Annotated in this window: 19 protein-coding genes; 4 read left to right on the plus strand and 15 right to left on the minus strand. The window is 66.4% G+C overall.

The window, feature by feature from the left end; genetic code table 11:
• Positions 1–157: 157 nt before the first annotated feature.
• Complete coding sequence (locus ACFQ4G_RS07930; RefSeq protein WP_238205390.1) at positions 158–637, plus strand: DUF983 domain-containing protein; 480 nt, start codon at positions 158–160, stop codon at positions 635–637.
• Positions 594–1,352, plus strand: a complete 759-nt coding sequence (locus ACFQ4G_RS07935) for an NUDIX hydrolase (protein WP_238205392.1) — start codon at positions 594–596, stop codon at positions 1,350–1,352. Before ACFQ4G_RS07930 ends, ACFQ4G_RS07935 begins: the two co-directional genes overlap by 44 nt.
• A gap of 285 nt (positions 1,353–1,637) precedes the next feature.
• Here the strand turns inward: ACFQ4G_RS07935 and ACFQ4G_RS07940 are convergent, their stop codons facing one another.
• The 4 genes from ACFQ4G_RS07940 to gor all read right to left on the minus strand — a co-directional run bounded on the left by ACFQ4G_RS07940 (position 1,638) and on the right by gor (position 7,424).
• Positions 1,638–3,020, minus strand: coding sequence for a class II 3-deoxy-7-phosphoheptulonate synthase (locus ACFQ4G_RS07940; protein ID WP_238205394.1), 1,383 nt, complete (start codon positions 3,018–3,020; stop codon positions 1,638–1,640).
• Positions 3,021–3,272: 252 nt separating this feature from the next.
• Positions 3,273–3,572, minus strand: a complete 300-nt coding sequence (locus ACFQ4G_RS07945; protein WP_238205396.1) for an RNA polymerase sigma factor region1.1 domain-containing protein — start codon at positions 3,570–3,572, stop codon at positions 3,273–3,275.
• 86 nt (positions 3,573–3,658) lie between these two features.
• Positions 3,659–5,956, minus strand: coding sequence for an FdhF/YdeP family oxidoreductase (locus tag ACFQ4G_RS07950; RefSeq protein WP_238205558.1), 2,298 nt, complete (start codon positions 5,954–5,956; stop codon positions 3,659–3,661).
• Between the two features lie 82 nt (positions 5,957–6,038).
• Positions 6,039–7,424: a glutathione-disulfide reductase gene (gor, locus tag ACFQ4G_RS07955; protein ID WP_238205398.1), complete on the minus strand. Its 1,386-nt coding sequence runs from the start codon at positions 7,422–7,424 to the stop codon at positions 6,039–6,041.
• A gap of 414 nt (positions 7,425–7,838) precedes the next feature.
• Between gor and ACFQ4G_RS07960 the strand changes: the two genes are divergently transcribed.
• Positions 7,839–8,225, plus strand: a complete 387-nt coding sequence (locus ACFQ4G_RS07960) for a hypothetical protein (protein WP_238205400.1) — start codon at positions 7,839–7,841, stop codon at positions 8,223–8,225.
• 50 nt (positions 8,226–8,275) lie between these two features.
• Positions 8,276–8,911: a general stress protein gene (locus tag ACFQ4G_RS07965; protein WP_238205402.1), complete on the plus strand. Its 636-nt coding sequence runs from the start codon at positions 8,276–8,278 to the stop codon at positions 8,909–8,911.
• 78 nt (positions 8,912–8,989) lie between these two features.
• Here ACFQ4G_RS07965 and rpmG read toward each other — a convergent pair whose 3' ends face one another.
• From rpmG to ACFQ4G_RS08020, 11 genes are all read right to left on the minus strand, one after another.
• A complete protein-coding gene (gene rpmG, locus ACFQ4G_RS07970; protein ID WP_018044575.1) occupies positions 8,990–9,157 on the minus strand; it encodes a 50S ribosomal protein L33 in 168 nt (55 codons plus the stop codon).
• 106 nt (positions 9,158–9,263) lie between these two features.
• Complete coding sequence (locus ACFQ4G_RS07975) at positions 9,264–10,436, minus strand: MFS transporter (RefSeq protein ID WP_238205404.1); 1,173 nt, start codon at positions 10,434–10,436, stop codon at positions 9,264–9,266.
• Between the two features lie 147 nt (positions 10,437–10,583).
• A complete protein-coding gene (locus tag ACFQ4G_RS07980; RefSeq protein WP_379040032.1) occupies positions 10,584–11,927 on the minus strand; it encodes an efflux RND transporter periplasmic adaptor subunit in 1,344 nt (447 codons plus the stop codon).
• Complete coding sequence (locus ACFQ4G_RS07985; RefSeq protein WP_238205406.1) at positions 11,924–15,151, minus strand: efflux RND transporter permease subunit; 3,228 nt, start codon at positions 15,149–15,151, stop codon at positions 11,924–11,926. The genes ACFQ4G_RS07980 and ACFQ4G_RS07985 overlap by 4 nt, the downstream gene beginning before the upstream one ends.
• Positions 15,152–15,307: 156 nt before the next feature.
• On the minus strand, positions 15,308–16,408 hold the full coding sequence (locus ACFQ4G_RS07990) for a M48 family metallopeptidase (RefSeq protein WP_238205408.1): 1,101 nt from the start codon (positions 16,406–16,408) through the stop codon (positions 15,308–15,310).
• Entirely contained in the window at positions 16,408–17,700 is a 1,293-nt protein-coding gene (locus tag ACFQ4G_RS07995; RefSeq protein ID WP_238205410.1) for a YjgN family protein, read from the minus strand. The genes ACFQ4G_RS07990 and ACFQ4G_RS07995 overlap by 1 nt, the downstream gene beginning before the upstream one ends.
• Positions 17,701–17,930: 230 nt before the next feature.
• Entirely contained in the window at positions 17,931–18,155 is a 225-nt protein-coding gene (locus ACFQ4G_RS08000; RefSeq protein ID WP_238205412.1) for a YbdD/YjiX family protein, read from the minus strand.
• Positions 18,156–18,160: 5 nt separating this feature from the next.
• Positions 18,161–20,227: a carbon starvation CstA family protein gene (locus tag ACFQ4G_RS08005; protein WP_238205413.1), complete on the minus strand. Its 2,067-nt coding sequence runs from the start codon at positions 20,225–20,227 to the stop codon at positions 18,161–18,163.
• 170 nt (positions 20,228–20,397) lie between these two features.
• A complete protein-coding gene (locus ACFQ4G_RS08010) occupies positions 20,398–21,009 on the minus strand; it encodes a TPM domain-containing protein (RefSeq protein ID WP_238205414.1) in 612 nt (203 codons plus the stop codon).
• 1 nt (position 21,010) lies between these two features.
• Positions 21,011–21,784, minus strand: a complete 774-nt coding sequence (locus ACFQ4G_RS08015; protein ID WP_379040036.1) for a TPM domain-containing protein — start codon at positions 21,782–21,784, stop codon at positions 21,011–21,013.
• A 22-nt stretch (positions 21,785–21,806) separates the two neighbouring features.
• The gene (locus ACFQ4G_RS08020) at positions 21,807–22,460 is read right to left on the minus strand and encodes a LemA family protein (protein WP_379040038.1); all 654 of its coding nucleotides are present in this window, start codon (positions 22,458–22,460) and stop codon (positions 21,807–21,809) included.
• Positions 22,461–22,680 lie beyond the last annotated feature (220 nt).

Raw genomic sequence — 22,680 nt, forward strand, 5'->3', positions numbered from 1 at the left:
CGGTCACCGGCCTCATCCCGAGGTGCCGCGTCAGTGACCTCGAAGGAGGGTTACAGCCGGCTCAGCGGTCGCTGGAGAGCTCCTTCGAGGCCCGCTTCGCGGGCACCTCAGGATGAGGCCGGTGGATCGGAGACTCGAAGTGCAGGATAGTCATTCCATGACAGCAAGCGTCGAGACCCTGCCCGGCGAGCGCGTCGGCCTCATCAAATCCATGGCTCGCGGTTTCGTGTGCCGCTGCCCGCATTGCAGCGAGGGCAAGCTCTTCGGCAAATTCCTCAAGGTCCGCCCGGCCTGCGACGAGTGCAGGCTCGAATTCCATCATCACCGCGCCGACGACCTGCCGCCCTACGTCGTGATCTTCATCGTCGGCCACATCGTCGGGTATTTCATCCTCGAACTGGAGACGAACTACGACGTGCCGTTGTGGTTTCAACTCTCGTTCTGGCCGATCGTCACTCTCGGATCGGCCCTCGCCCTGCTGCAGCCGGTGAAGGGCGCGGTGGTCGGATTGCAGTACGCCCTTGGCATGGGGGGCTTTGCCACGCTACCGACGGGCCCAAGCGTGGCAATTGCGCGATCCGAGGAGGTTCAGCTTGGACCAAGCGACAATCCTACTCCCGACCTCGGCCGCGCCTGACGTCGCCAGACCCGACGCGGCCAAGCGCAAGGTCGCCCTGCGGCCTCGCAACGCGGCGACCCTCATCATCATCGACCGCACGGCGCGCCATCCCAAGTTCCTGATGGGCAAGCGCCACGAAAGCCTCGCTTTCATGCCGGGCAAGTTCGTGTTTCCCGGTGGCCGGATCGAGCCCGGCGACCGCCGCATGAGCGTGGCTGGCGCCCTCTCCTCGCGGGCGGAGGACGCCCTGACCAAGCGCGTGCCCCGCGCCTCGCATTCCCTGGGCCGGGCGCTCGCTCTCGCGGCGATCCGCGAGACCCATGAGGAGACCGGTCTCTTCCTCGGCACCACCGATTACGGGCCGCCCGAGACCACGCCGGAGGGAAGCTGGGAGGCGTTCAAGCGCTTCGGGGTGATGCCCGATCTCGAAGCGCTTCACCTCGTGGCGCGGGCGATCACGCCGCCGGGCCGGCCACGCCGGTTCGATACGCGCTTCTTCACCATCGATCGCAAAGCGGTGGCGGCCGAACAGCCGGGCATCGTGACGCCGACATCCGAACTGGTGGAACTCGCCTGGGTGAGCTTCGCCGAGGCGCGGGAACTCGACCTTCCGCGGATCACCCGCATCGTCCTCGACGAGTTGGAGCTGCAGATCGCTGGCGGGTTCGCGCCCTACCTGCCGATACCGTTCTTCCACGAGCGTAACGGCAAGAACATCCGCGACGTTCTGTAGACGCAACCGGAACCGGATCCGCTCACATTCCGTTGAACGAGCGATGATGTAGTTGGAGTACGGCGATGCTGAAGGGTGGTTTGCTATGGTTGATCGGTATCCCGCTGCCGATCATTTTGCTGATTTACTTCTTCACGTCCTGGCTGCACTGAGCGGCACGGAAGTGGACCGATCCGCCTTTGGAATGCGTTGATCGCTACATGCGCAGCTTTGAAAGCCAGAAGCCCTCGTCCCGGCCGGGATGAGGGCTTCTTTTTTGCCGTCGACTGTCCGATGCCGGCGACGCTACTCGGCGGCGTCGAGGTGCGGGCGAACGATCTCGGCGCGCTCGCGCTTGACCAGTTCCGCCGTCAGGAACGCCACTTCCAGGGCCTGCTCCGCATTCAGGCGCGGATCGCAATAGGTGTGGTAGCGATCCTGCAGGTCATCGGCCGTGAGGGCGCGGGCGCCCCCTGTGCATTCGGTGACGTTCTTGCCGGTCATCTCCAGATGGATGCCGCCGGCGATCGTCCGCTCGGCCCGGTGAACGCCGAAGAAGCCTTCGATCTCCGTCATCACCCGCTCGAACGGCCGCGTCTTGTAGCGTCCGGCCGAGATGGTGTTACCGTGCATCGGATCGCAGACCCACACCACCTTGCGGCCCTCGCGCTCCACGGTGCGGACCAACCCGGGCAGATGCTCGCCGACCTTCTCCGCGCCGAAGCGGCAGATCAGGGTGAGGCGGCCGGCCTCGTTCTCCGGGTTGAGCTGATCGATCAGCTTGATCAGCCCTTCCGAGGTCATCGACGGCCCGCATTTCAGCCCGATGGGGTTCTTGATGCCACGCGCGTATTCGATGTGGGCGTGGTCCGCCTGACGGGTGCGGTCTCCGACCCAGAGCATGTGGCCCGAGGTGGCGTACCAGTCGCCGCTGGTGGAATCGACGCGCGTCAGGGCCTCCTCGTAGCCGAGGAGAAGCGCCTCGTGGCTCGTGAAGAAGTCGGTGGTGCGGACCTCCTGGTGCGTCTCCGGATTGATGCCGATGGCCCGCATGAAATCGAGGGCATCGGTCATACGCTCCGCCACGTCCTGATAACGCGAGGATTGCGGGCTGTCCTTGACGAAGCCGAGCATCCAGCGATGCGCGTTCTCAAGGTTGGCGTAGCCGCCGGTGGCGAAGGCGCGCAGCAGGTTGAGCGTCGCCGCCGACTGCCGGTAGGCTTCGAGTTGCCGACGCGGATCGGGGATCCGTGCCTCTTCCGTGAAGGTGATCCCGTTGACGATGTCGCCGCGGTAGCTCGGCAGGCTCACGCCGTCCATCGTCTCGGTCGGCGAGGAGCGGGGCTTGGCGAACTGGCCGGCGATGCGCCCGACCTTCACCACCGGCGAACCGCCGGCGAAGGTGAGCACCAGCGCCATCTGAAGGAAGACGCGGAAGAAATCGCGGATGTTGTCGGCCGAATGTTCGTCGAAGCTCTCGGCGCAATCGCCGCCCTGGAGCAGGAACGCCTCGCCGGTGGAGACGCGGGCAAGCGCGGATTTCAGCTTGCGCGCCTCACCTGCAAAAACGAGGGGGGGAAAACTCGCGAGCTGGCCCTCGACCGCCTGCAGGGCAGCCGCATCCGGATAGGCCGGCACCTGCTGGATCGGCAGGTTCCGCCACGTCTTCGGTGTCCAACGCTCGCCCATGATGCTCTCCCGTCCACCTCTCGGCCGGCTTCGCTGAAGGGGAATCCTTCGTGAAGAGCGCGGCTTATAGAGCGGTTCTCAAAGAGAAGCGAGCTATACGCTTCGACATGGTTGTCGAGGCGCATGGCGGTCGATCCCGATGCATCTAGGACCAATGTTGGAAGAGGCATCGAAGGTCTTCGTCTCGAGGCGTAGCGGCGTTTCCAGTCCGCGAAGTTCGACCGACAAGATATCGATGGAACCCGACGACCGCTATTCCCCCTCGCCATCCTCCACGGCGATGCCGTGTTCCGACAGGATCCAGAAGATCGCTTCGAGATCTTCCGCCGTCACGTCCCGCGGAGGCAGCGCCTCTTCCAAGTCCTCGTAGGTCAGGCGTTTGGCGTGCTGCGCTTCCGCCTTGGCGATCAGGCGATCCACCGTATCGCGCATGTCCTCAGACAGGGCATCGTGACTCGGCAGCCGGCGATCGGCCTCCGGGAACAGGGCCTGCGCCAGCATGCGGTCGATGATCTCCTGGCGCCGGTCGTGCGCCTCGTCGTTCTTTGCCATTCCCGTGTTATGGGGCGCGACAGCCGCCCGAAACAAGGGAAAGCGGACCCCTTCCGGTCTCGATGAGCCCGGAAAGCCCGTTGCGCTCACCCGTGGATGGGCGCGGCCGAGCGCAATATTCTCACCGGGATCGCCTTGGCCGCCGGCGTCTTCGACTGCTCGTCGTGGTGCCAGAGCGGGATCAGTGGATTGAGTTCGGGATAATAGCCCGCGCAGTTTCCCAGCGGGATGTCGTAGACGACGATGCGCAACCCCTTCACCGAACGCAGTTCGTCTTTCGCCTCCGTCACCACGTCGACGGTCTCACCATCCGAGAAGCCGAGGCGGGCCATGTCTTCGACATTCATGAACAGGATCGAGCGCGTCCCCTTCACGCCGCGGAAACGGTCGTCATAGCCGTAGACCGTGGTGTTGAACTGGTCGTTGGAGCGCAGGGTGATCAGGTCGAGGGATTCGGCGCTGCGCGCCGGCATGTCGGGATCGGCGTCCAGGCCTTCCGGCACCACGAAATTCGCCTTGCCGCTTTCCGTCTCCCAGCGGCGCTCGCGGGCGGCCAGGGGCTTGTGCACGCCGCCCGGCTCGAACAGTCGACCGTTGAGGTCCTTGAACACCGCGGGATAGGTCGCCTCGATGGCGTCGCGGATGGTGCCATAATCGGCGACCCACGCGTCCCAGGAGATGGCGGGATTGGGGTGAAGCGTCGCCTTGGCGAGTTCGGCGACGATCCAGGGCTCGGAGCGGACCCCGTCGCTCACCGGATTCGTCTTGCCGCGCGAGCCGTGGAAACAGGAGGTGGAGCTTTCCATGGAGACAGCCTGGGGGCCGCTCGCCTGGTTGTCGATCTCGATCCGGCCGAGGCATGGCAGGATGTAGGCCTGCCCTCCGTTGATCAGGTGGGAGCGGTTGAGCTTTGTCGAGACCTGAACGGTGAGACGCAGCGAACGCCACGCCTCCTCCATTCGCACCGTGTCGGGAATGGCGCGAACGAAGTTGCCGCCGAGACCCACGAAGGCCTTCACGTCGCCGGACAGGATGCCTTCGCAAGCCTCCACCGTGTTGAGACCCTTTTCTCGCGGCGGCTCGAAACCGTACTGCTCCTTCAGGACGTCGAGGGGGGCGAGTTCCGGCTTCTCGGTGATGCCGACCGTGCGCTGCCCCTGGACGTTGGAATGGCCGCGCACGGGGCAGAGGCCCGCACCCTTTCGCCCGACATTGCCGCGCAGGAGCATCAGATTGACGAGCATCTGCACGGCCTCCGTGCCCTTGCGGTGCTGGGTCAGGCCCATGCCATAGATGCCGATGACGGCGCGCGCTCGGGCATAGACCGTCGCGGCCGCCTCGATGGCCGATCGCGTCAGACCGGACGCGGCTTCGAGGGCAGCCCAGTCCTGCGCCTCGCAATAGGCGACGAAGGCCTCGAAGCCGTGCGTGTGTTCCTCGATGAAGCTGACGTCGAGGATGCGCGGGCGGCCGACCTGCTGGGCCTCGCGGTCGGCGGCGATGAGAGCCTTGCACATCCCGGTGATCGCCGCGATGTCACCGCCGGCCTTCACCTGATGATATTGCGTCGAGATCTCGGTGGCGTGGCGCGTCGCCATCTCCACCACCGATTGCGGGTTGGTGAAGCGCTCGAGCCCCCGCTCGCGCAGGGGGTTGAAGGTGATGATCGGGACGCGGCGTCGTCTCGCGTCCTGAAGCTGGTGCAGCATGCGCGGCGAATTGGAGCCGACATTCTGGCCGAAGAACATCAGGAGATCGGACGCTTCGAAATCGTCCAGCACCACGGTCCCTACCGGGACACCGATGGACGCCTTCAGGCCGACCGAGGTCGGCTCGTGGCACATGTTGGATGAGTCGGGCAGGTTGTTGTTGCCGTACATCCGGGCGAACAGCCCGTACATGTAGGACGTCTCCAGGGAGGCGCGGCCCGACGCGTAGAAGACCACCGATTTCGGTTCGAGGGCGCGCAATTCCCGCCCGATGGCGGCTGTCGCCTCTTCCCACGAGACCGGCACGTAGCGGTCGCTCGTCGCGTCGTAGCGCAGGGGATGGGTGAGGCGGCCCTGCTCTTCCAGGGCGTAGTCGGTCCAGCCGAGCAGTTCGGTGACCGTGTGCTCGGCGAAGAAGTCTGGGCCGCAGCGCTTGGCGGTCTGCTCCCAGGCCGTGGCCTTCGCCCCGTTCTCGCAATATTCGAAGGTCAGCGCCTTGGCGGGCTTCGCCCAGGCGCAGGACACGCACATGAAGCCGTCGGGCTTGTTCTGCTTCATCAGCAGGGCGGCACCCGAAACGGGGATTTCCTCCCGGAGCAGGATTTCGGTGAGCGACTGTGCCGATCCCCATCCCCCGGCCGGACCGTCGTAAGGCTCGATCTTGGGATGGGCCATCTTGTCGGTCATTCGGAATCTCGCGCGCTGGGCCTGCGTGAGATCCAACGGGACCGGCGAGTCCCTGTTCCGGAGTGCGTCTCTAACCCACGCCCTCCGGCCGCTTGGTCACCGCCGGCACCCGCATGGTGACGAGTTCCTCGCCGACGGTCGGGTGCACCGCGATGGTCCGGTCGAAATCCGCCTTCGTCGCCCCCATCGTCACGGCGATGGCCACCGCCTGGATGATCTCGCCGGCATCGTAGCCGATCACGTGGACGCCGAGCACCTTGTCGCTGGCGCAATCCACGATGAGCTTCATCAGGACCCGCTCGTCGCTCCCCGACAGCGTCGCCTTCATCGGGCGAAAGCTCGACTTGTAGACGTCGATGTCGCCGTAGCGCTCGCGCGCCTGATCCTCGGTGAGGCCGACCGTGCCGATCTCTGGCGTGGAGAACACCGCCGTCGCGATGAGGTCGTGGTTCACCGCCCAGGGTTTGCCACCGAACACGGTGTCGGCGAAGGCGTGGCCCTCGCGGATGGCGATCGGCGTCAGGGCGGCGCGGTTGGTGACGTCGCCCACCGCATAGATCGACGGGATACGGGTCTGGGAGAAGGCATCGACGGGGATCGCACCGCCTTTGTCGGTCTCGATGCCGACCGCGTCGAGGCCGAGGCCGGCCACGTTCGGCACGCGGCCGGTGGCGACGAGGACGTGATCCACTTCGAGGATCGTCCCGTCGTCGAGGGTCGCGGCGATTCCGGTATCGCGCCGCTCCAGGCGCTCGAGGGTACGGCCGAGGCGCAGGTCCATGCGCTTGTCATAGGCGTGACCGAGCGCCTCGCGAATCTCCTGGTCGAACCCGCGCAGCAGGTACTCGCCCCGGTGCAACAGCGTCGTGCGGGAGCCCAGGCTCGCGAAGATGCCGGCGAACTCGACGGCGATGTAGCCGCCTCCGACGACGAGGATGCGCTCCGGCAGGCTCTCCAATTCGAACACCTCGTTGGAGGTGATGCCGAGATCGCCGCCCGGAATTACGGGCACCTTCACCGGATGCGCCCCGACCGCGACGAGGATGGTCTTCGCCCGCACGCGCTCGCCGGAGCGGACGAGGCGTACCGTATGGGTATCCTCGATCACCGCCCTGTCCGCGATCAGCGTGACGCCGGCCCGTTCGAGATTGGTGTCGTAGATGCCTTCGAGCCGGGCGACCTCCGCATCGCGGCGCGCCTTCATCACGCTCCACTCGAAACGCGGCTTCCTCACCGACCAGCCGAACCCGGCCGCATCCTCGAATTCGTCCGCGAAGCGTCCCGCATAGACCATCAGCTTCTTCGGGACGCAGCCTCGGATCACGCAGGTGCCGCCGATCCGGTATTCTTCGGCGAGGCTGACCTTGGCGCCGTAGCCGGCGGCGATGCGCGCCGCGCGCACGCCCCCCGAGCCACCACCGATGACGAACAGATCGACATCGAAATCCTCGGACATGGCGGGCTCCTCGCAGCGGGCGGTGTACGATCCTGGTGGACGACACGGCCGGTACCGCCCGCTCTATCGCGGGACGAGGGTATCCGTCACCGCCGCATGGCGAGAATCCGTCGTCGCAGGTTTTCCTCTCCCTTCGGGATGGTGGCCGGGTCCGCGCGCGGACGGGACCCGGCGGAGGCTCAGGCTGGTATGCGGGGTCGTCGACGGCGTCCATTCACACAGTGGTGACGGACGGCGCGATCATGCATGTCTGTTGCAAGCGGAAGCATAAAGCGATGAAGCGGATCGAACATTCATAGGATAAGAAAGTCGCCTCAAAAACAAAGCTACGCTTGGTGATCGTGGTTCCGGAGTCATTTACGGAACGCTTTGCCTACCCTCGCGATTGGATAGGTCCGATCGACGGAGATGATCATGCAACGACAGCTAGCTACACTCGCCTTTGTGGCGTTTCTAGGCTCGAGCGCAGCCTATGCGCAGACCACCGTGACCGGCAAGCCCGCACCCGATGCGGAGACGAGCGCCAAGTCCGGCGGTCAGGAATCCCTGACGCGGCCCAATACCGACAAGCCCGACGCGAACAACCCGGCGACGACCCACACGGCGACCTCGGCCAACCTCGAGGAAGGCGCCAACAGCTTCACCGAAGGCCAGACCCGGAGCCGGCTCGAACAGGCGGGCTACAAGGACGTGAAGGATCTCAAGAAGGACGACAAGGGCATCTGGCGCGGCGCCGCCTCATTGAACGGCAAGCCGGTCACCGTCGGCGTCGACTTCAAGGGCAACGTGGCCGCGAAGTAGCCGCGACCTCGACCTCCCGACCCCGTCGACAGCATGTGAGGAACGACCCCATGGCACAGCAAACCATCACCGCCCTCTACGATTCCTACGACGATGCCAGCAAGGCCGTCGCCAAGCTCGAATCGTTGGGCGTCAGTCATAGCGACATCAGCATCGTCAGCAGCAACGAGAACGACCGGCATTCCGGGCGCCTCGCGAGCACGGACGCAACACGGACCGAGACCGCCGAGACGGCGTCCACCGGTGCGGGAACCGGCGCCGGAGTCGGAACGCTGCTCGGCGGCGCGGCCGGCCTTCTGACCGGCCTCGGCCTGCTCGCGATTCCCGGCGTTGGCCCGGTCGTCGCGGCCGGCTGGCTCGTGACCACCCTCACCGGCGCCGGTATCGGAGCCGCGGCGGGCGGATTGGTGGGCGGCCTCACCGGCGCCGGTCTGAGCGAGGCCGACGCCCATACCTACAGCGAGGGCGTGCGACGTGGCGGGACCCTCGTTACCGTCAGGGCCGACGATGCTCGATCGTCCCAGGTCATGGACATCCTCGAAGAGCATGGTTCGGTCAACGTCACCGAGCGTGCCGAAGGCTGGAAGGCCGATGGCTGGACGGCGCCGAGCGCCGTTCCGTCGGATGCCACGACGCCGGCAAGTGGACGTCCGGGCGTCCGCTCCTATCCCACGGCCTCGCTCTAACATCGCGAATGCCGTCGTAGAACGAAAAAAGCCGCCCGAAAGGGCGGCTTTTTTACGCGTCGACGAGGAATGAGACCGTTACTTGATCTTGGTTTCCTTGAAGTCGACATGCTTGCGCACGACGGGGTCGTACTTCTTCATGGAGAGCTTCTCGGTCTGCGTCCGGGAGTTCTTCTTCGTGACGTAGAAGTAGCCGGTATCGGCGGTCGAGATCAGCTTGACTTTAACGGTGACGGCCTTGGCCATGGCGCGGTGCTCCTGAGATTGCGGCATTCCGCATGAGCGAAACGCAAAATGGCCGGCACGGACCGGCTGAATTCCGCGCGGTCATTGCCCCATCGAGTCCGCTTCGTCAAGGCCGTGCGGGGGTGCGAAGCCGCCAGAGGACCAGTCCGACATAGGCGACGAAGAGCCCGCACAGGGCGTGGGCGAATCCTTGGGGAGGCGCCAGATCCATGGAGCCGCCGATGAGCGGCGGCCCGATCATCAGGCCGACATTGTAGAGGACGAGGAAGGCGGCGTTTGCGCCCGCGAGTTCGCCCCCGCGGACGCTGGCGCCGAGATGGGCCAGCCCGACCGTGTACAGCGTGCCGGCGAGCCCTCCCCAGACCAGCAGCAGGATCGCCAGCCAGACGAGGGAGCTCGATGCGGCGGGGATCAGCGCCGCGCCGATGGCGCCACCCAGGGCGGCGGCGAGGAGGACGCGGCGCCGGTCGAACCGGTCGGCCAGCAATCCGAAGGGGATCTGGAACAGGACGTTGCCGAGGGCGAGCATGCTGACGAGGCCGGCCGAGCTCTCCGCATCGAGCCCGATGCGCAGGCCGTAGAGCGGCAGGATGGCAAAGCCGCCGGTCTCGACCGCACCGTAGACGAGGGCCGCGAAGAGTGCCGCCGGTGCCAGCCGGACATAGTCGAGGAAGCCGCGGCTGCCGGCGCCCTCGATCTCGGGCGAGAGGCCGCGCGCCAGGGCGATCGGCACGGTCCCGAGCAGGAACAGGACGGCGCCGGCGCAATACGGCGCATAGCCCTGGGTGCCGAGGAGCACGAGGAGCGTCGGTCCCACGGCGAAGCCGATGGCCAGCACGGTGGCGTAGATGCCCATGACGAGGCCGCGCCGCGCCGGCGGCGCCACCTCGTTGATCCAGAATTCCGACAGGACGAACAGCACGCCGAGGGTCGCAGAGAAGACGAACCGCAGGGGAAACCACCAGCGGATGTCGTGGAACAGCTTGAAGCCGATCAGGGACGCCGCGCCGATACAGATCGCCAGGATGAGCAGGCGAACGACGCCGATCCGGGCGGCGAGCCGCGGCACGAACGGCACGGTGACGATGCTGGCGAACCCCGCCACCGCCGTGTTGATTCCGATGAGCGTGCTCGACACGCCCATGCGCTCCATCTCCAGGGAGAGGAGCGGAATCGACAGGCTGAGGCCGATGCCGACCACCGCGACGCAGGTGATCGCGGCACTCATCGCCGCGATCCGGGTCCGGTCGAGGGTCTCGGATGCGTGATGGTCCAACATGAAAGGGAGACGTTCCGTGGAATGCGCACGGGGCGCAGGGGAACGGGTGTCTCTACCCGATCACGTCCCTCGGACGGAACCTGCGGGACGGCGTGGCAGACTTGCGTCGCGATAGAATTCCCTCGGCATCGGCCCCATTGGGCGATCCTACCGAGCCGCGGATTTTAGCGGCTTGCCGTCCTGCTTGGCAGGCTGACGTTCCATCGTCTGCCCGTCGCGCAGGTCGGCGGGCGGACTCAATACGATCTGCTCACCCCCGTCCAAGCCCTGGTCGATCTCGATCGTGGTGCCGAGGTCGCGCTTGATATGGATGCCGCGCCATTCCACCGTGCCGTCGTCGCGCGAGATTGCCACCTGGGTGCCGCGCTGGTTGAAGACCAGACCTTCGGCCGGGATCACCACGTTCTGGCCCGTCCGAGGCACTTTGAGCGTCACGTAGACGTAGAGGCCCGGCCGGAGAATGCCGTCTCGATTGGGAACGTCGACCTGCGTGGTGAGCGTCCGCGACGAGGTGAGCAGCGCGACGGAGCTTCGTTCGACCTCGCCGGAGAAGGTCCGGTCCGGCATCTGCGGAACCTTGATCGAGGCCGCGACGCCGGGGGCTACGCCCACCGCGAGGTTCTGCGGCACGTTCACCACCACGCGCAGGATGTCGTCGCGGTCCATCGAGAGCAGGGCCGTGCCGGTCCCGTCGGCATGGACGAGGTCGCCGATATCGACGCTGCGGTTCGTGATGACGCCGTCGAAGGGCGCGGTGACGTCCTTGAAGCCGGTCAGAGCCTTCAGCCGGTCCACCGTGGCACGCTGCGCCTTGATGTTGGCTTCGGCGACCTTCACGCCCGCCTCGGCCGAGGCCAGCGTCGCGCCCTGGCTCAGGACGCTCGCCTGCGAGTTGTCGGCGTTCTGCTTCGAGGCCCAGCCCTGCACGGCCAGGGTCGAGGTGCGGTTGTTGGTGACATTGGCGAGATTCACGTTGGCCTTGGCCTGATCGACCATGGCCCTGGCCTGAAGCAACTGGGCCTCGAGCTGCCCCACCTGCGCCTCGGCCTGCGCCAGCTGCTGGTCGAGGTCGGGGGCGGCGATGCGCAGGAGGATGTCGCCCTGCTTCACGCGGCTGCCGATATCGACCCGGCGCTCGGCGATGTAGCCGGTGGCGCGTGCGAAGAGCGCGGCCCTGGCGAAGGCATCGGTCTGGCCCGGCAGGGTCACTTCGACGGGCTGACTGGCCCGCTCGACGGACACCGTCCGAAGCTTGGGTACGAACTCCCTGGTCTTGCGCTGGGTCTCTTCGGCGGCGGCGCGCTGCTGCCAATGGCCGTAGCCGCCCCAGCCGAGCAGGCCGAGGGCGACGAGGCCGACGAGGAGAAACGGCCCCTTTCCGGGCGGCGGCGGCACCTCGGCCGGCTCGCGGGCGGATCCATGCGGCGTCAACGCGTCCGGTTCCCTGTCATGCGGCTGATCCGGCGCATCGCCGAGACGATCCTTGCTCATGCGTAATCCTGCAGCGGCTTGACCTCGCCCCGTCGCAGGAGGGTGTAGAGGAAGGGGACGAAGAGCAGCGTCGAGGGCGTACCGATGGCGATGCCGCCCATCACCGCGCGGGCCAAAGCGGCATTCTGCTCTCCGCCCTCCCCCGTGCCGAGGGCCATCGGGATCAATCCGAGAAACATCGCGCCCGCCGTCATCAGAACCGGCCGCAGTCGCGTCTCACCGGCGAGGAGGGCCGCCTCGGTGGCGCTGCAGCCGGTCGCTTCCCGGTGCTCCTTGGCGAAGGTGACGAGAAGGATTGAGTTGGCGCTGGCGATACCCACCGACATGATCGCCCCGAAGAGTGACGGAATCGAGAAGGTCGTGCCGGTGATGAACAGGCTCGCCACGATCCCGCAGAAGGCCAGAGGCAGAGCGGCCAGCACCACGAACGGGTCGCCCCAGCTCTGGAAGTTCACCGCCATGAGCAGGTAGACCGCCACCAGCGCGATCGAGAGCCCGACGCCCATCCGGAAGAAAGCCGATTGCATGTTCTCGATCTGCCCGCGCACGGTGATCTTGTCCGGTGCCGGCAGGGCTTTCTGCTCGTCCTCGACGATCCTGCGGATGTCCTTGGCCACCGAGCCGAGATCGGAATCCTGCACCGCCGCGTAGATGTTGAAGGTCGGCTGGGTGTTGACGTGGTTGATCACCGTCTGCGAGCCCTCGCGGCGCATGGTCGAGACGCTGGAGAGAAGCGTGAGCACGCCCGGCGCATCGGAATTGCCATTGACGAGGAGCGGCGTGTTCTGGAGCGCGGTGAGACTGTCGTTGCGGTATTCCGGCGTCTGCACCCAGAGCTGGTAGGGGATGCCGGTCTTCGGATCGGTCCAGAAGTTCGGCGTGACCTGGAAGGAGCCCGAGAGCGAGACGTTGAGCCCCTGCGCGATCTGCTGCTCGGTGAGGCCGAGTTCGGAGGCGAGGCGCCGGTCCACGTCGACGAAGAATTGCGGCGTGCCGACGATCTGGTGGAGATGGACGTCCACCGCCCCGCGCGTCTCCTTGAGGCGGCGGACGATGTTCTGCGCGACGGCGAGGTCCTTGGCGGTGTTGCGGCCCGAGACCTGGATGTCGATCTGCGCCAGCGTGCCGAAATTGAGGATCTGCGTGATGATGTCGGAGGGCTGGAAATAGACGATCAGGTCAGGGAAGCGTTCGCGCAGCACCTCGCGCAGGCGCTTGGTGTAGCCGGCCACCGAGCCGTGGCCCTCCTTCAGGTTGATCAGCATCTGCCCGTCGTTATTGGCGACGAAGGAGCCGTCCGAGAAGGCGAAATTGTAGTTGTTGGCGGGCAGGCCGATATTGTCGAGGACCTGATCGATCTCGCCCTCCGGGATGACCTCGCGGACGACCGACTGGACTTGGGCGAAGGTCTGCTCGGCGGTCTCGATGCGCATGCCCGGCCGGGTGCGCAGGTGCAGCGTCATCTGGCTCGATTCGACCTGCGGGAAGTAATCCTGCCCGACGAAGCCGAACAGCACGGCCGTACCGGCGAAGATCGCCGCAACGCTGGCGAGGGTGACGACACGGCGGCGCAGGACCACGTGCAGCAGGCCGAGATAGCTGCGATGGAAGCGGGCGAAGCGCGCCTCGAACCCGTGCCGGAACCGGCCGGCGAGGCGGAAGACCGGCCCGAACAACCAGCCGAGCGCGCGGGCGATGCGGCCGCGTCTCGGCTCCTCGCCACCTTTTCCGTGATGCTGCTCGTATTCGCGCGCCACCAGCACGTCGATCAGGACGGGAACCAGGGTGCGCGACAGGACGTAGGAGGTCAGCATCGCGAACACGACCGCCAAGGCCTGCGGGGTGAACAGGTATTTCGGCGTGTCGGTGAGGGCGAAGACCGAGACGAAGGCGGCGCAGATCGAGAGCGTCGAGATCAGCGCCGGCTTGGCGATGCCGGCCGCTCCCTCGACGACGGATTTGCGGAACGGCTCGCCCTCCTCGAACAGGCGGTAGGTGTTCTCGATCGCCACCGTGGCGTCGTCGACGAGGATGCCTACCGCCAGGGCGAGCCCGCCGAGGGTCATGACGTTGATGGTCTCGCCCAAAGCCGTGAGGATCGAGAGCGAGGTCAGGATCGACAGCGGGATCGACACCAGCACCACGATGGTGGACCGCCATGAGCCGAGGAACAGCAGGATCGTTAGCCCGGTCAACGCGGCGGCGATGACCGCTTCGTGGATCACTCCCTCGATGGCGGCGGAGACGAAGACCGACTGGTCGAACAATTCGCGCAGCGCCATGCCTTCGGGGGCGGCGGCGCGGATGTCCGGGAGCGCCTTCTTCACGTTGTTGACGACATCGAGGGTCGAGGCGGTGCCGTTCTTGAAGATGCGCATCAGCACGGAATTAAGACCGTCGGCTCGTACGATGTTCACCTGCGGCGGGCCGCCGTCGCGGACATTGGCGACGTCGCGCACCAGCACCGGCTGCCCGCCCACCACCTTGATCGGGACCTGATTCAGCGTCTCAATGGCGTCGGGCGTGGCGTTGAGCTGGATCGGGTATTGCTGCTCGCCGATCTTGGCGAGGCCCGAGGGCACGGTGAGGTTCTGCGCCGTCATGGCGTTGGTGACGTCGAGGGCCGTCAGGCCCAGCGCGCGCAGGGCCTGAACGTCGAGATCGACCATGATCTGGCGCGGCGTACCGCCGAAGGGGGACGGCAGGGTCGAGCCGGGCACCTGCGTCAGGCGCTGGCGGATGCGGTACTGGGCGTAATCGTAGACCTTGGTCAGACTCTCGCTGGTGGAGGAGAGCGAGAGCTGGATCACCGGTACCGACGAGGCCGAGAAGCGCAGGACGATGGGCGGTTGCACCCCGGGCGGCATGGTCGAGCGGATCGAATTCATCGCCGAGACGGTCTGGGCGATGGCGAGATCGATGCTCACCGACTGGTCGAAATAGACTTTCTGGATCGCCGTTCCCTGGAGGGTCGTCGATTCCATCCGGGCGATGTTGTTGACGTTGTTGGAGAGTGAGAACTCGGCATAGGTCGTGATGCGACGCTCCATCTCGGAGGTCGAAAGGCCGGTATAGGTCCACACCACCACGACGACCGGGATGTCCACCGTCGGCAGCACGTCCTTCGGGGCGACGATGACGGAAGCCGTACCGCCGAGCATCATCAGCACGGCGAGGACGTAGATCGTGATGCGAAACTTCAGAGCATACTGGACGAGGCCCATGCGGTTTCCGCGCATTGGTGTTCGGACTGGTGTACCACGTTCGTCGCATGGCACGAGGTGATCTGTAGCCGTGACGCCGCGACGCAATCGGCGCGCCGCGCGGGTATTTTTGTTTCCCGATGTAACCAGGACGTCATGCCGCCCGACGTGGCGTGCCTATGTCTTCGTGGCCTTGCCGGGGACGTTGCGGCAGATGCCCCTGAGCGTCGTCCAGTCCGCGTCATCGAGGATGCGCCGCCCGATCGTGTCGGTACCCGCCATCGCGCGGATACGGTTCGCGCGTTCGGCGGTGAAGGGATGGCTGCGGAGCAGGCTCGCGAACGCGCCATGCTCGTCGTCCTTGGCGATGCGTTCGAGGATCGTCGCCAGCGCCGTCGCATCGCCGCCCGACCGGCGCATGATCTCCACCGAATAGGAATCCGCCGCGTTCTCCGCCTCGCGCGAATACCCGGCGGAAATGGCGGCCTGGCCGACGGCGATGATGATGGTCGAGCCGGTCAGATCGCCGAGGACGAGGCTGAGGAGAAACGAACTGCCGCTCGCGGCCAACAGGGCACGCATGGGGTCGTGCGCGGCGACATGGCCGAATTCATGGGCCATCACCCCGGCGAACTCGTCAGGAGTCGCGGATTTCTCGATGAGATCGGACAGGACGACGACCCGTCCTCCGGGAAGGGTCAGCGCATTGGCAATTGCGTGCCTGCGCACGCCGATCGAAAGATCGACCGGCAGGCTGGCATTCGCGGTCATCCGGTCGATGAGCCTGTCGAGGATGGCGCGGGCCGGCGCATCGTCACAGGCCGGCGGGTCGCCGAGTATCCGGCCGATCTGGCCGTCCACCGCGCCGCCGAGCCGTGACTCGATCGATGCGGGTATCAGGGGCGCCAGGCGGACGGCGATGGCCGGGACACCGTAGATGGCGAGGAGGAGCACCGAGATTCCGGCCGCGACCGACCACAGGACGAGGCGCAGTCGGCCTCCCGAGCCGGCGGGATCGGTCCGATGGAGATCCGGGCAGCGGGCCTCGAGGGCGGCGGCCAGACCCTCGTCGGTGAACTCGACCCGGGCCGCGCTGCCTGCCGGACCGACCCGCATGAGCGGGCGCACCGTGTCGCCGGCAACGAGATCGGAGAGGGTCCAGGCGAGATGCAGGTCACGGCCCGCGATCTCCAACCGGTCTTCGAGGGTGAGGATCACCGGATGGGGCCTGGCGCTCAGGCCGTCGAAATAGGTGCCTTCGATGGGTGGAGACGCCACTAGAACCCGACCTCGAGCGCGCCGCCGACATCGAGGGCATCGGCGAGACCCTCGTTGAGGCCGCTGCCGACGCGCCGGCTCGAAGCCAGCACCGCATCGAGGCCGCCGGCATTCTCGATGGTGGTCGTCGTGGCGACCGCCGCCCAGAGTCGCGCGGTGATCACGCGGACATAGAGCACCGCGAAGAACAGGGCCCCTCCGAGATAGCCGACGATCATGCCGAGGACGATCGCCCAATGGGCGCCGCTCTGTGTGCCGCCGGCATGGAGGAGCAGGGCACCGCCGCCGATGACGAGGCCGAGGAGCAGGACGAAGCCGATGATCGACAGGAGGTAGACGATGTAGGGCCAGTAGAACTGGCGCGCCTTGAGCGTGGAGGACAGCCGCACCGGGCCGAGGCTCGCGGCATTCACGAAGATCCGCGTCTCGCGTGCCCGGTAGAAGGGGATGAGCAGCAGGCCCAGCGGCAGGGTGAAGCCGAGCGTACCCATGAGGATCGCGCCGAAGGTGGCGATGGGCGTACCGTTGTAATCGGAGTTGAACTGCGTCTCGCCGGGCTTGCCGCCTTCCTTCGGGACGAACAGGTCGTCGGGGATGGTGAAGTCCGAGGCGACGAGGAACGCGATGAATGCGGCGGCGATCGGCAGGAGAACCACGACGTAGAACATCAGCCAGGGCAGCAGGAGCGAGCGTCCGCGCGCGGACGAGGCCATCCGGCTCGACCCGATCAGCGTGTGGTCGATCCGGTACCGCTCCAGGCTTGCGCGCATGAAGGGAAAGGCGAGACCCAGGGTCGCGAGCGTCAGCAGCGACCAGCCGATCGCCATCGCCGCATAGGTGATCGCCGATCCGTCCTGTCCGAGGCGGATGCCGCGCCAGAGGGTGCGCGAGGCGCGATAGCGACGGCCGCGATAGATCGCGAACTGGCCGAGGACGAAAAGGATCAGGAAGGACAGGATGCTGCCGAACGGCGCGAGCCAGGGCACCGAGATCGTGGCGATGAAGATCGCCACGTAGATCGGGATCAGGATGGCGATGGCGACGAGGAAGCCGAGGAACAGCTCCTTGCCGCGCCCGGTATATTCGCCCGGGCTACCGTCGACGATCGTCCGGCTCCAGAAGTAGCGCCGCAGCTCGGTGACGTACCAGAACCGGTAGATGCCGAAGGTGACGAGCGACAGGAGGAAGCCGCGGATGGCGATGCCGCTCAACCCGGATAGACGCCTGTCGAAGGTGATGGCTCCGACACGTTCCGTACCGGTTCGCGCGTGGTCCGCCAGCGGCTGCGTCATGGTGCCCCCTCTCGTAGGAGGCGTCAGCTAATCCGATTCTTCGGGATCAAGCCACAGACAGGCGTTGCAGAACATCGGCTTTCGTCGATTCTCGACACCGAGGTCTTGCCGCGACGATCGGCTTTCCCGCGAGCGGCTTAACCCGATCTTCGGGACGTCATTCGATGGCGATGGCCGTCTCCCCGATTTCAACGGGGAGTGGCTGATTCGCCCGCAGGGCTCTCTTTTGCTCAGCAGCAGCGGAAGCCGCTGCGATTGCCGACTCCGAAACGGGCATTCTCCCGGTTCCGGAAGAAATCCCGCTCGCTCATTGGTTCCTGGTCCGCATGCGTCCTGCGGATATGGGCGGCATAGGCCTCGTAATCGCCCTGCCCCACCATGAGGCGGGCGCCGTCGCAGACGCATTTCGAGAAGGTCTTCAGCCGTTCCCTCAGCTCGCTCGACGACAGCGCCATGGTGCCTACTCCGCCGGAACGGCGGCCGGGCCGCCGCTCTCCAGCGCGGTCCAGCGATCGGCCCGGTAGGCCTTGACGCAGGCCATGATGCCGAAGGTGGCGATCGAGATCACGAGACCGACGAAGAGCACGGCGAGGGCCGCGTCGATCCGGTCATTGAAGACGATCTTGTGCATGTCGGCCATGCTCTTGGCCGGTGCCAGCACCTTGTTCTCGGCGATGGCCGCCGAGAAGCGGTCGGCATGGGAGAGGAAGCCGATCTTCGGGTCGGCCGAGAAGATCTTCTGCCAGCCCGCCGTCAGCGTGCAGATGCAGAGCCACACGGTGGGGACGATCGTCACGAAGGCGTAGCGCTCGCGCTTCATCTTGAAGATCACCACGGTGGCGAGCGTCAGGGCCACGGCGGCCAGCATCTGGTTCGAGATGCCGAAGAGCGGCCACAGGGTGTAGATGCCGCCGAGCGGATCGGTGACGCCCTGATAGAGGAAATAGCCCCAGGCGCCGACGCATAGCGCGGTGGCCAGGATGCTGGGCGCCCAGGCGGTGGTGTCCTTGAATGTCGGCGAGACGAGACCGAGCAGGTCCTGCAGCATGAAGCGGCCGGCACGCGTCCCCGCATCCACCGCGGTCAGGATGAACAGAGCCTCGAACAGGATGGCAAAGTGGTACCAGAACGCCATCATCGCCTTGCCGCCGATGGCCGAGGAGATGATGTGGGCCATGCCGACTGCGAGCGTCGGCGCGCCGCCGGCGCGGGAGATGATCGAGTGCTCGCCGACATCCACGGCGGTCTGCGCGATCTCCGCGGCCGTGATCGTGAAGGCCGGGTCGAGTTTCGTCACCGCCGCGGCAGCGCTCTCGGGCGTGGTGCCCACGAGGCCGGCCGGCGAGTTCATGGTGAAGTAGATGCCCGGCTCGATCACGCTGGCCGAGACCAGCGCCATCACGGCGACGAAGCTCTCCATGAGCATGCCGCCGTAGCCGATGAAGCGGGCATCCGACTCACGGTCGATCAGCTTCGGCGAGGTGCCGGAGGAGATCAGGGCGTGGAAGCCCGAGACCGCGCCGCAGGCGATGGTGATGAACAGGAACGGGAACAGCGTTCCGGCCCAGACCGGGCCGCTGCCGTCGACGAACTTGGTCACCGCCGGCATTTTCATGTGCGGGGCGACGTAGGCGATGCCCAGCGCCAAGCCGACGATGGTACCGATCTTGAGGAAGGTCGAGAGGTAGTCGCGCGGGGCGAGCAGGAGCCAGACCGGCAGGATCGAGGCGACGAAGCCGTAGCCGATCAGCATCCAGCACAGCTGCGTGCCGGTGAAGGTGAAGAACGGGCCCCAATAGGGATCGGCCGCGACGTTGCCGCCGTAGACGATGGCGAGCATCAGCAGGACGAAGCCGATGATCGAGACTTCGCCGACCTTTCCGGGGCGGATGTAGCGGGCATAGAGGCCCATTAGCATCGCGATCGGGATCGTCGCCGCGACGGTGAACGTGCCCCACGGGCTCTCGGCGAGCGCCTTCACGACAATCATCGCCAGCACCGCCAGCAGGATCACCATGATCATGAAGGTGCCGAACAGGGCGATCACGCCCGGGATGGTGCCGAGTTCGGCGCGGATCAGCTCGCCGAGCGAGCGGCCGTCGCGGCGCATGGAGATGAAGAGGACCATGAAGTCCTGCACGGCGCCCGCGAGCACCACGCCGGCCAGGATCCAGAGCAGGCCCGGCAGGTAGCCCATCTGCGCGGCAAGCACGGGCCCGACCAGGGGGCCGGCGCCGGCGATGGCGGCGAAGTGGTGGCCGAACAGCACGTTGCGGTTGGTCGGGACGTAATCCAGCCCGTCATTGTGCACGTGGGCCGGGGTCTTGCGGCCGTCATCGAGCCGCATCACCTTCTCGGAGATGAAGAGCGAGTAGTAGCGGTAGGCGATCAGGTAGACGCAGACCGCCGCCACGACGATCCAGAGAGCATTCACGTTCTCGCCGCGGCTCGTTGCGACGATGGCGAGGGCGGCTGCCCCCAAGGCTCCGACCAGGGCCCATGGCCCGTGCTTCGATACCGCGCTCATGACGTCTCGCTCCAGCGACCCGTCCTTGCTAGCGGATCGTCAAGCCCCTTCTCGCGCAAAATTCACGACAGAGCCAGAGGCGAAAAATACAATCCGGTGGGCGCTGTCAGTCGTGCCTGGTATCGGTCCAGAGCGGCGGCAATCTCGCCCGCTATCCGCCGTGGATCGTCTCACTCGGTGATGATCACCCGGTTCGGCAACTCGTCAACATCTCCGGGCTGACGTGGCAATTCCCGCGCAAGGATGGAGCCCATCGTCTGGACTGCAGCGACGAGTCCTTCGGATGCTTCGCCTCTTCTGAGCGAGGATAGCAGCGCATTGATGGTCGACGACCAGGCCGCCGGTGACACGCGCGACGCGATGCCCGAATCGGCGACGATCTCCGCATGGCCCTCCGCCACGGCGAGGTAGATGAGGATGCCCGTGCGCCGGCGCGTCCCGGCCAATCCGCGCGCGACGAATTCCCGCGATGCCGCTTCGTGCGCCCGTGCCCGGCGGATCGCGCGCGGAACCAGGGCGAGCCGCACCCCCGGATGCGTCGCGGCGGCGAGTGCGGCGAGCACGATCGCCGCCTGAGTGAGAGCGATCGCGGCGGCACTCAACTGCGTGAAAAGGATGAGCGGCCAGGGAATCGCGAGGCCAAGGGCCAAAGCTGGAACGAGGGCCGCCGATCGGTAGAGGCCGGCGCGCGCGGCCACGAGAACGACGATCTCCGCGGATGTCGTCGTCTCCGCTGCGGCGATCGCCTGGGCGATCCGCGTCCTGCCGGTCTCGGTCAGCATCCTACCAATCCCCGGAGGCGCCGCCTCCCCCAGACGAGCCGCCTCCACCGGAGAAGCCACCGCCGCCACCGCCGAAGCCGCCCGATACGCCGCCGCTCCATCCGCCCGAGGACGGACCGGGCAGGACGATGAAGCGGCCGCCACGCCGACCGCGGTTCATCCGGTACACGACGAACAGGATGACCAGGAACAGGATGATGAACCCGATGACATGGGTCGGCTCGGCCTCGTCGCCGCGCACCTTGCCCTTGCGCTGCCACTCGTCCGCATCGCCGGAAAGGATCGACAGCATGGCGTCGATGCCGGCCTTGATGCCGCCGCCGTAGTCGCCCGCCTTGAAGCGCGGGGCGATGGCGGTGGTGATAATGACCTTCGAGAGGGCGTCGGTCAGCGCTCCTTCGAAGCCGTAGCCCACTTCGATCCGCACCTTGCGGTCGTTGGGTGCCACGATGAGGAGCGCGCCGTTATTGGTCTTGGCCTGGCCGATGGCCCAGGACCGGAACAGCCGGTTGCCGTAATCCTCGATGGTCAGACCCTGAAGGCTCGGCACGGTCGCGACCACGACCTGATCCGACGTCTTGTCCTCATAGGCCTTCAGCTGCGCCTCGAGCCCGGATTTCTCCTCCGGCTTCAGGATGCCGGCGGCGTCGACCACCCGGCCGCTGAGGGCCGGAAACACCGGCTCGGCGGCCAGGGAGACCCCGGCGAGAAACAGGGCGCTCCCCGCCACGATGACGACGAGCGCCAGCAGCGGCGCGAGTCCACTCCGTCGCAAGGCTTCGGCCCCGGTCACCGGCCTAGAACTTCACGGTCGGCGGCCTGTCCGAGTTGGGCGTCGCGGAGAACGTCTCCATCGGCTTGGCTTCGGGGTAGAACCATGCGGCGATCCAGCGGCCCGGAATGGTGCGGACCTCGGTGTTGTAGGCCTGGACCGCCCCGATATAGTCGCGCCGCGCCACAGCGATCCGGTTCTCGGTGCCTTCGAGCTGTGATTGCAGGGCGAGGAAGTTCTGGTTCGACTTGAGATCGGGATACCGTTCCACGGTCACGAGGAGGCGGCCGAGGGCACCGGACAGGTTGTTCTGCGCGTCCTGGAATTCCTTGAACTTCTGCGGATCGGTGACGGTGGAGGCATCGACCTTCACGCTCGATGCCTTGGCGCGTGCCTCCGTGACGCCGACGAGAACGTCCTTCTCCTGCTGCGCATAGCCTTTCACCGTCTCGACGAGGTTCGGGATCAGGTCGGCGCGGCGCTGGTACTGGTTTTGCACCTCGCTCCACGAGGATTTGGCACTCTCCTCGAGCGTCGGTACCCGGTTGATCGCGCCGCAGCCCGAGAGCGTCGTGGCCAGGGCCACGGCCACGAGGGCGGACCGCATCCGGCGGAACACCGAGGAGCGGGGTGCCCGCTCGAACGTTTCGGTGGCGTCGGGACGCAGGACAGTCAACATCGGGATCTCCTTGTAACCGGACACGACGTGGTCGACGGGCGCGGCATCGCCGCACGATCGGTCCGGCAGCCTTCGGGCAGATAGGGTCGCGATCCCTCGCCAGAAAGGCCATTGTGCCGCTCCACCGCGACAAAACCCCGCTCGCATCCGACGGCATTCTAAAGCGGGACGCTCCCGGCGTGCAGGTTGACAAGCAACCGTGCTTGGGTCGCTGTGCCGG

The sequence above is a fragment of the Methylobacterium marchantiae genome (genome assembly GCF_042679825.1).
Taxonomy (GTDB): Bacteria; Pseudomonadota; Alphaproteobacteria; order Rhizobiales; family Beijerinckiaceae; genus Methylobacterium; species Methylobacterium marchantiae.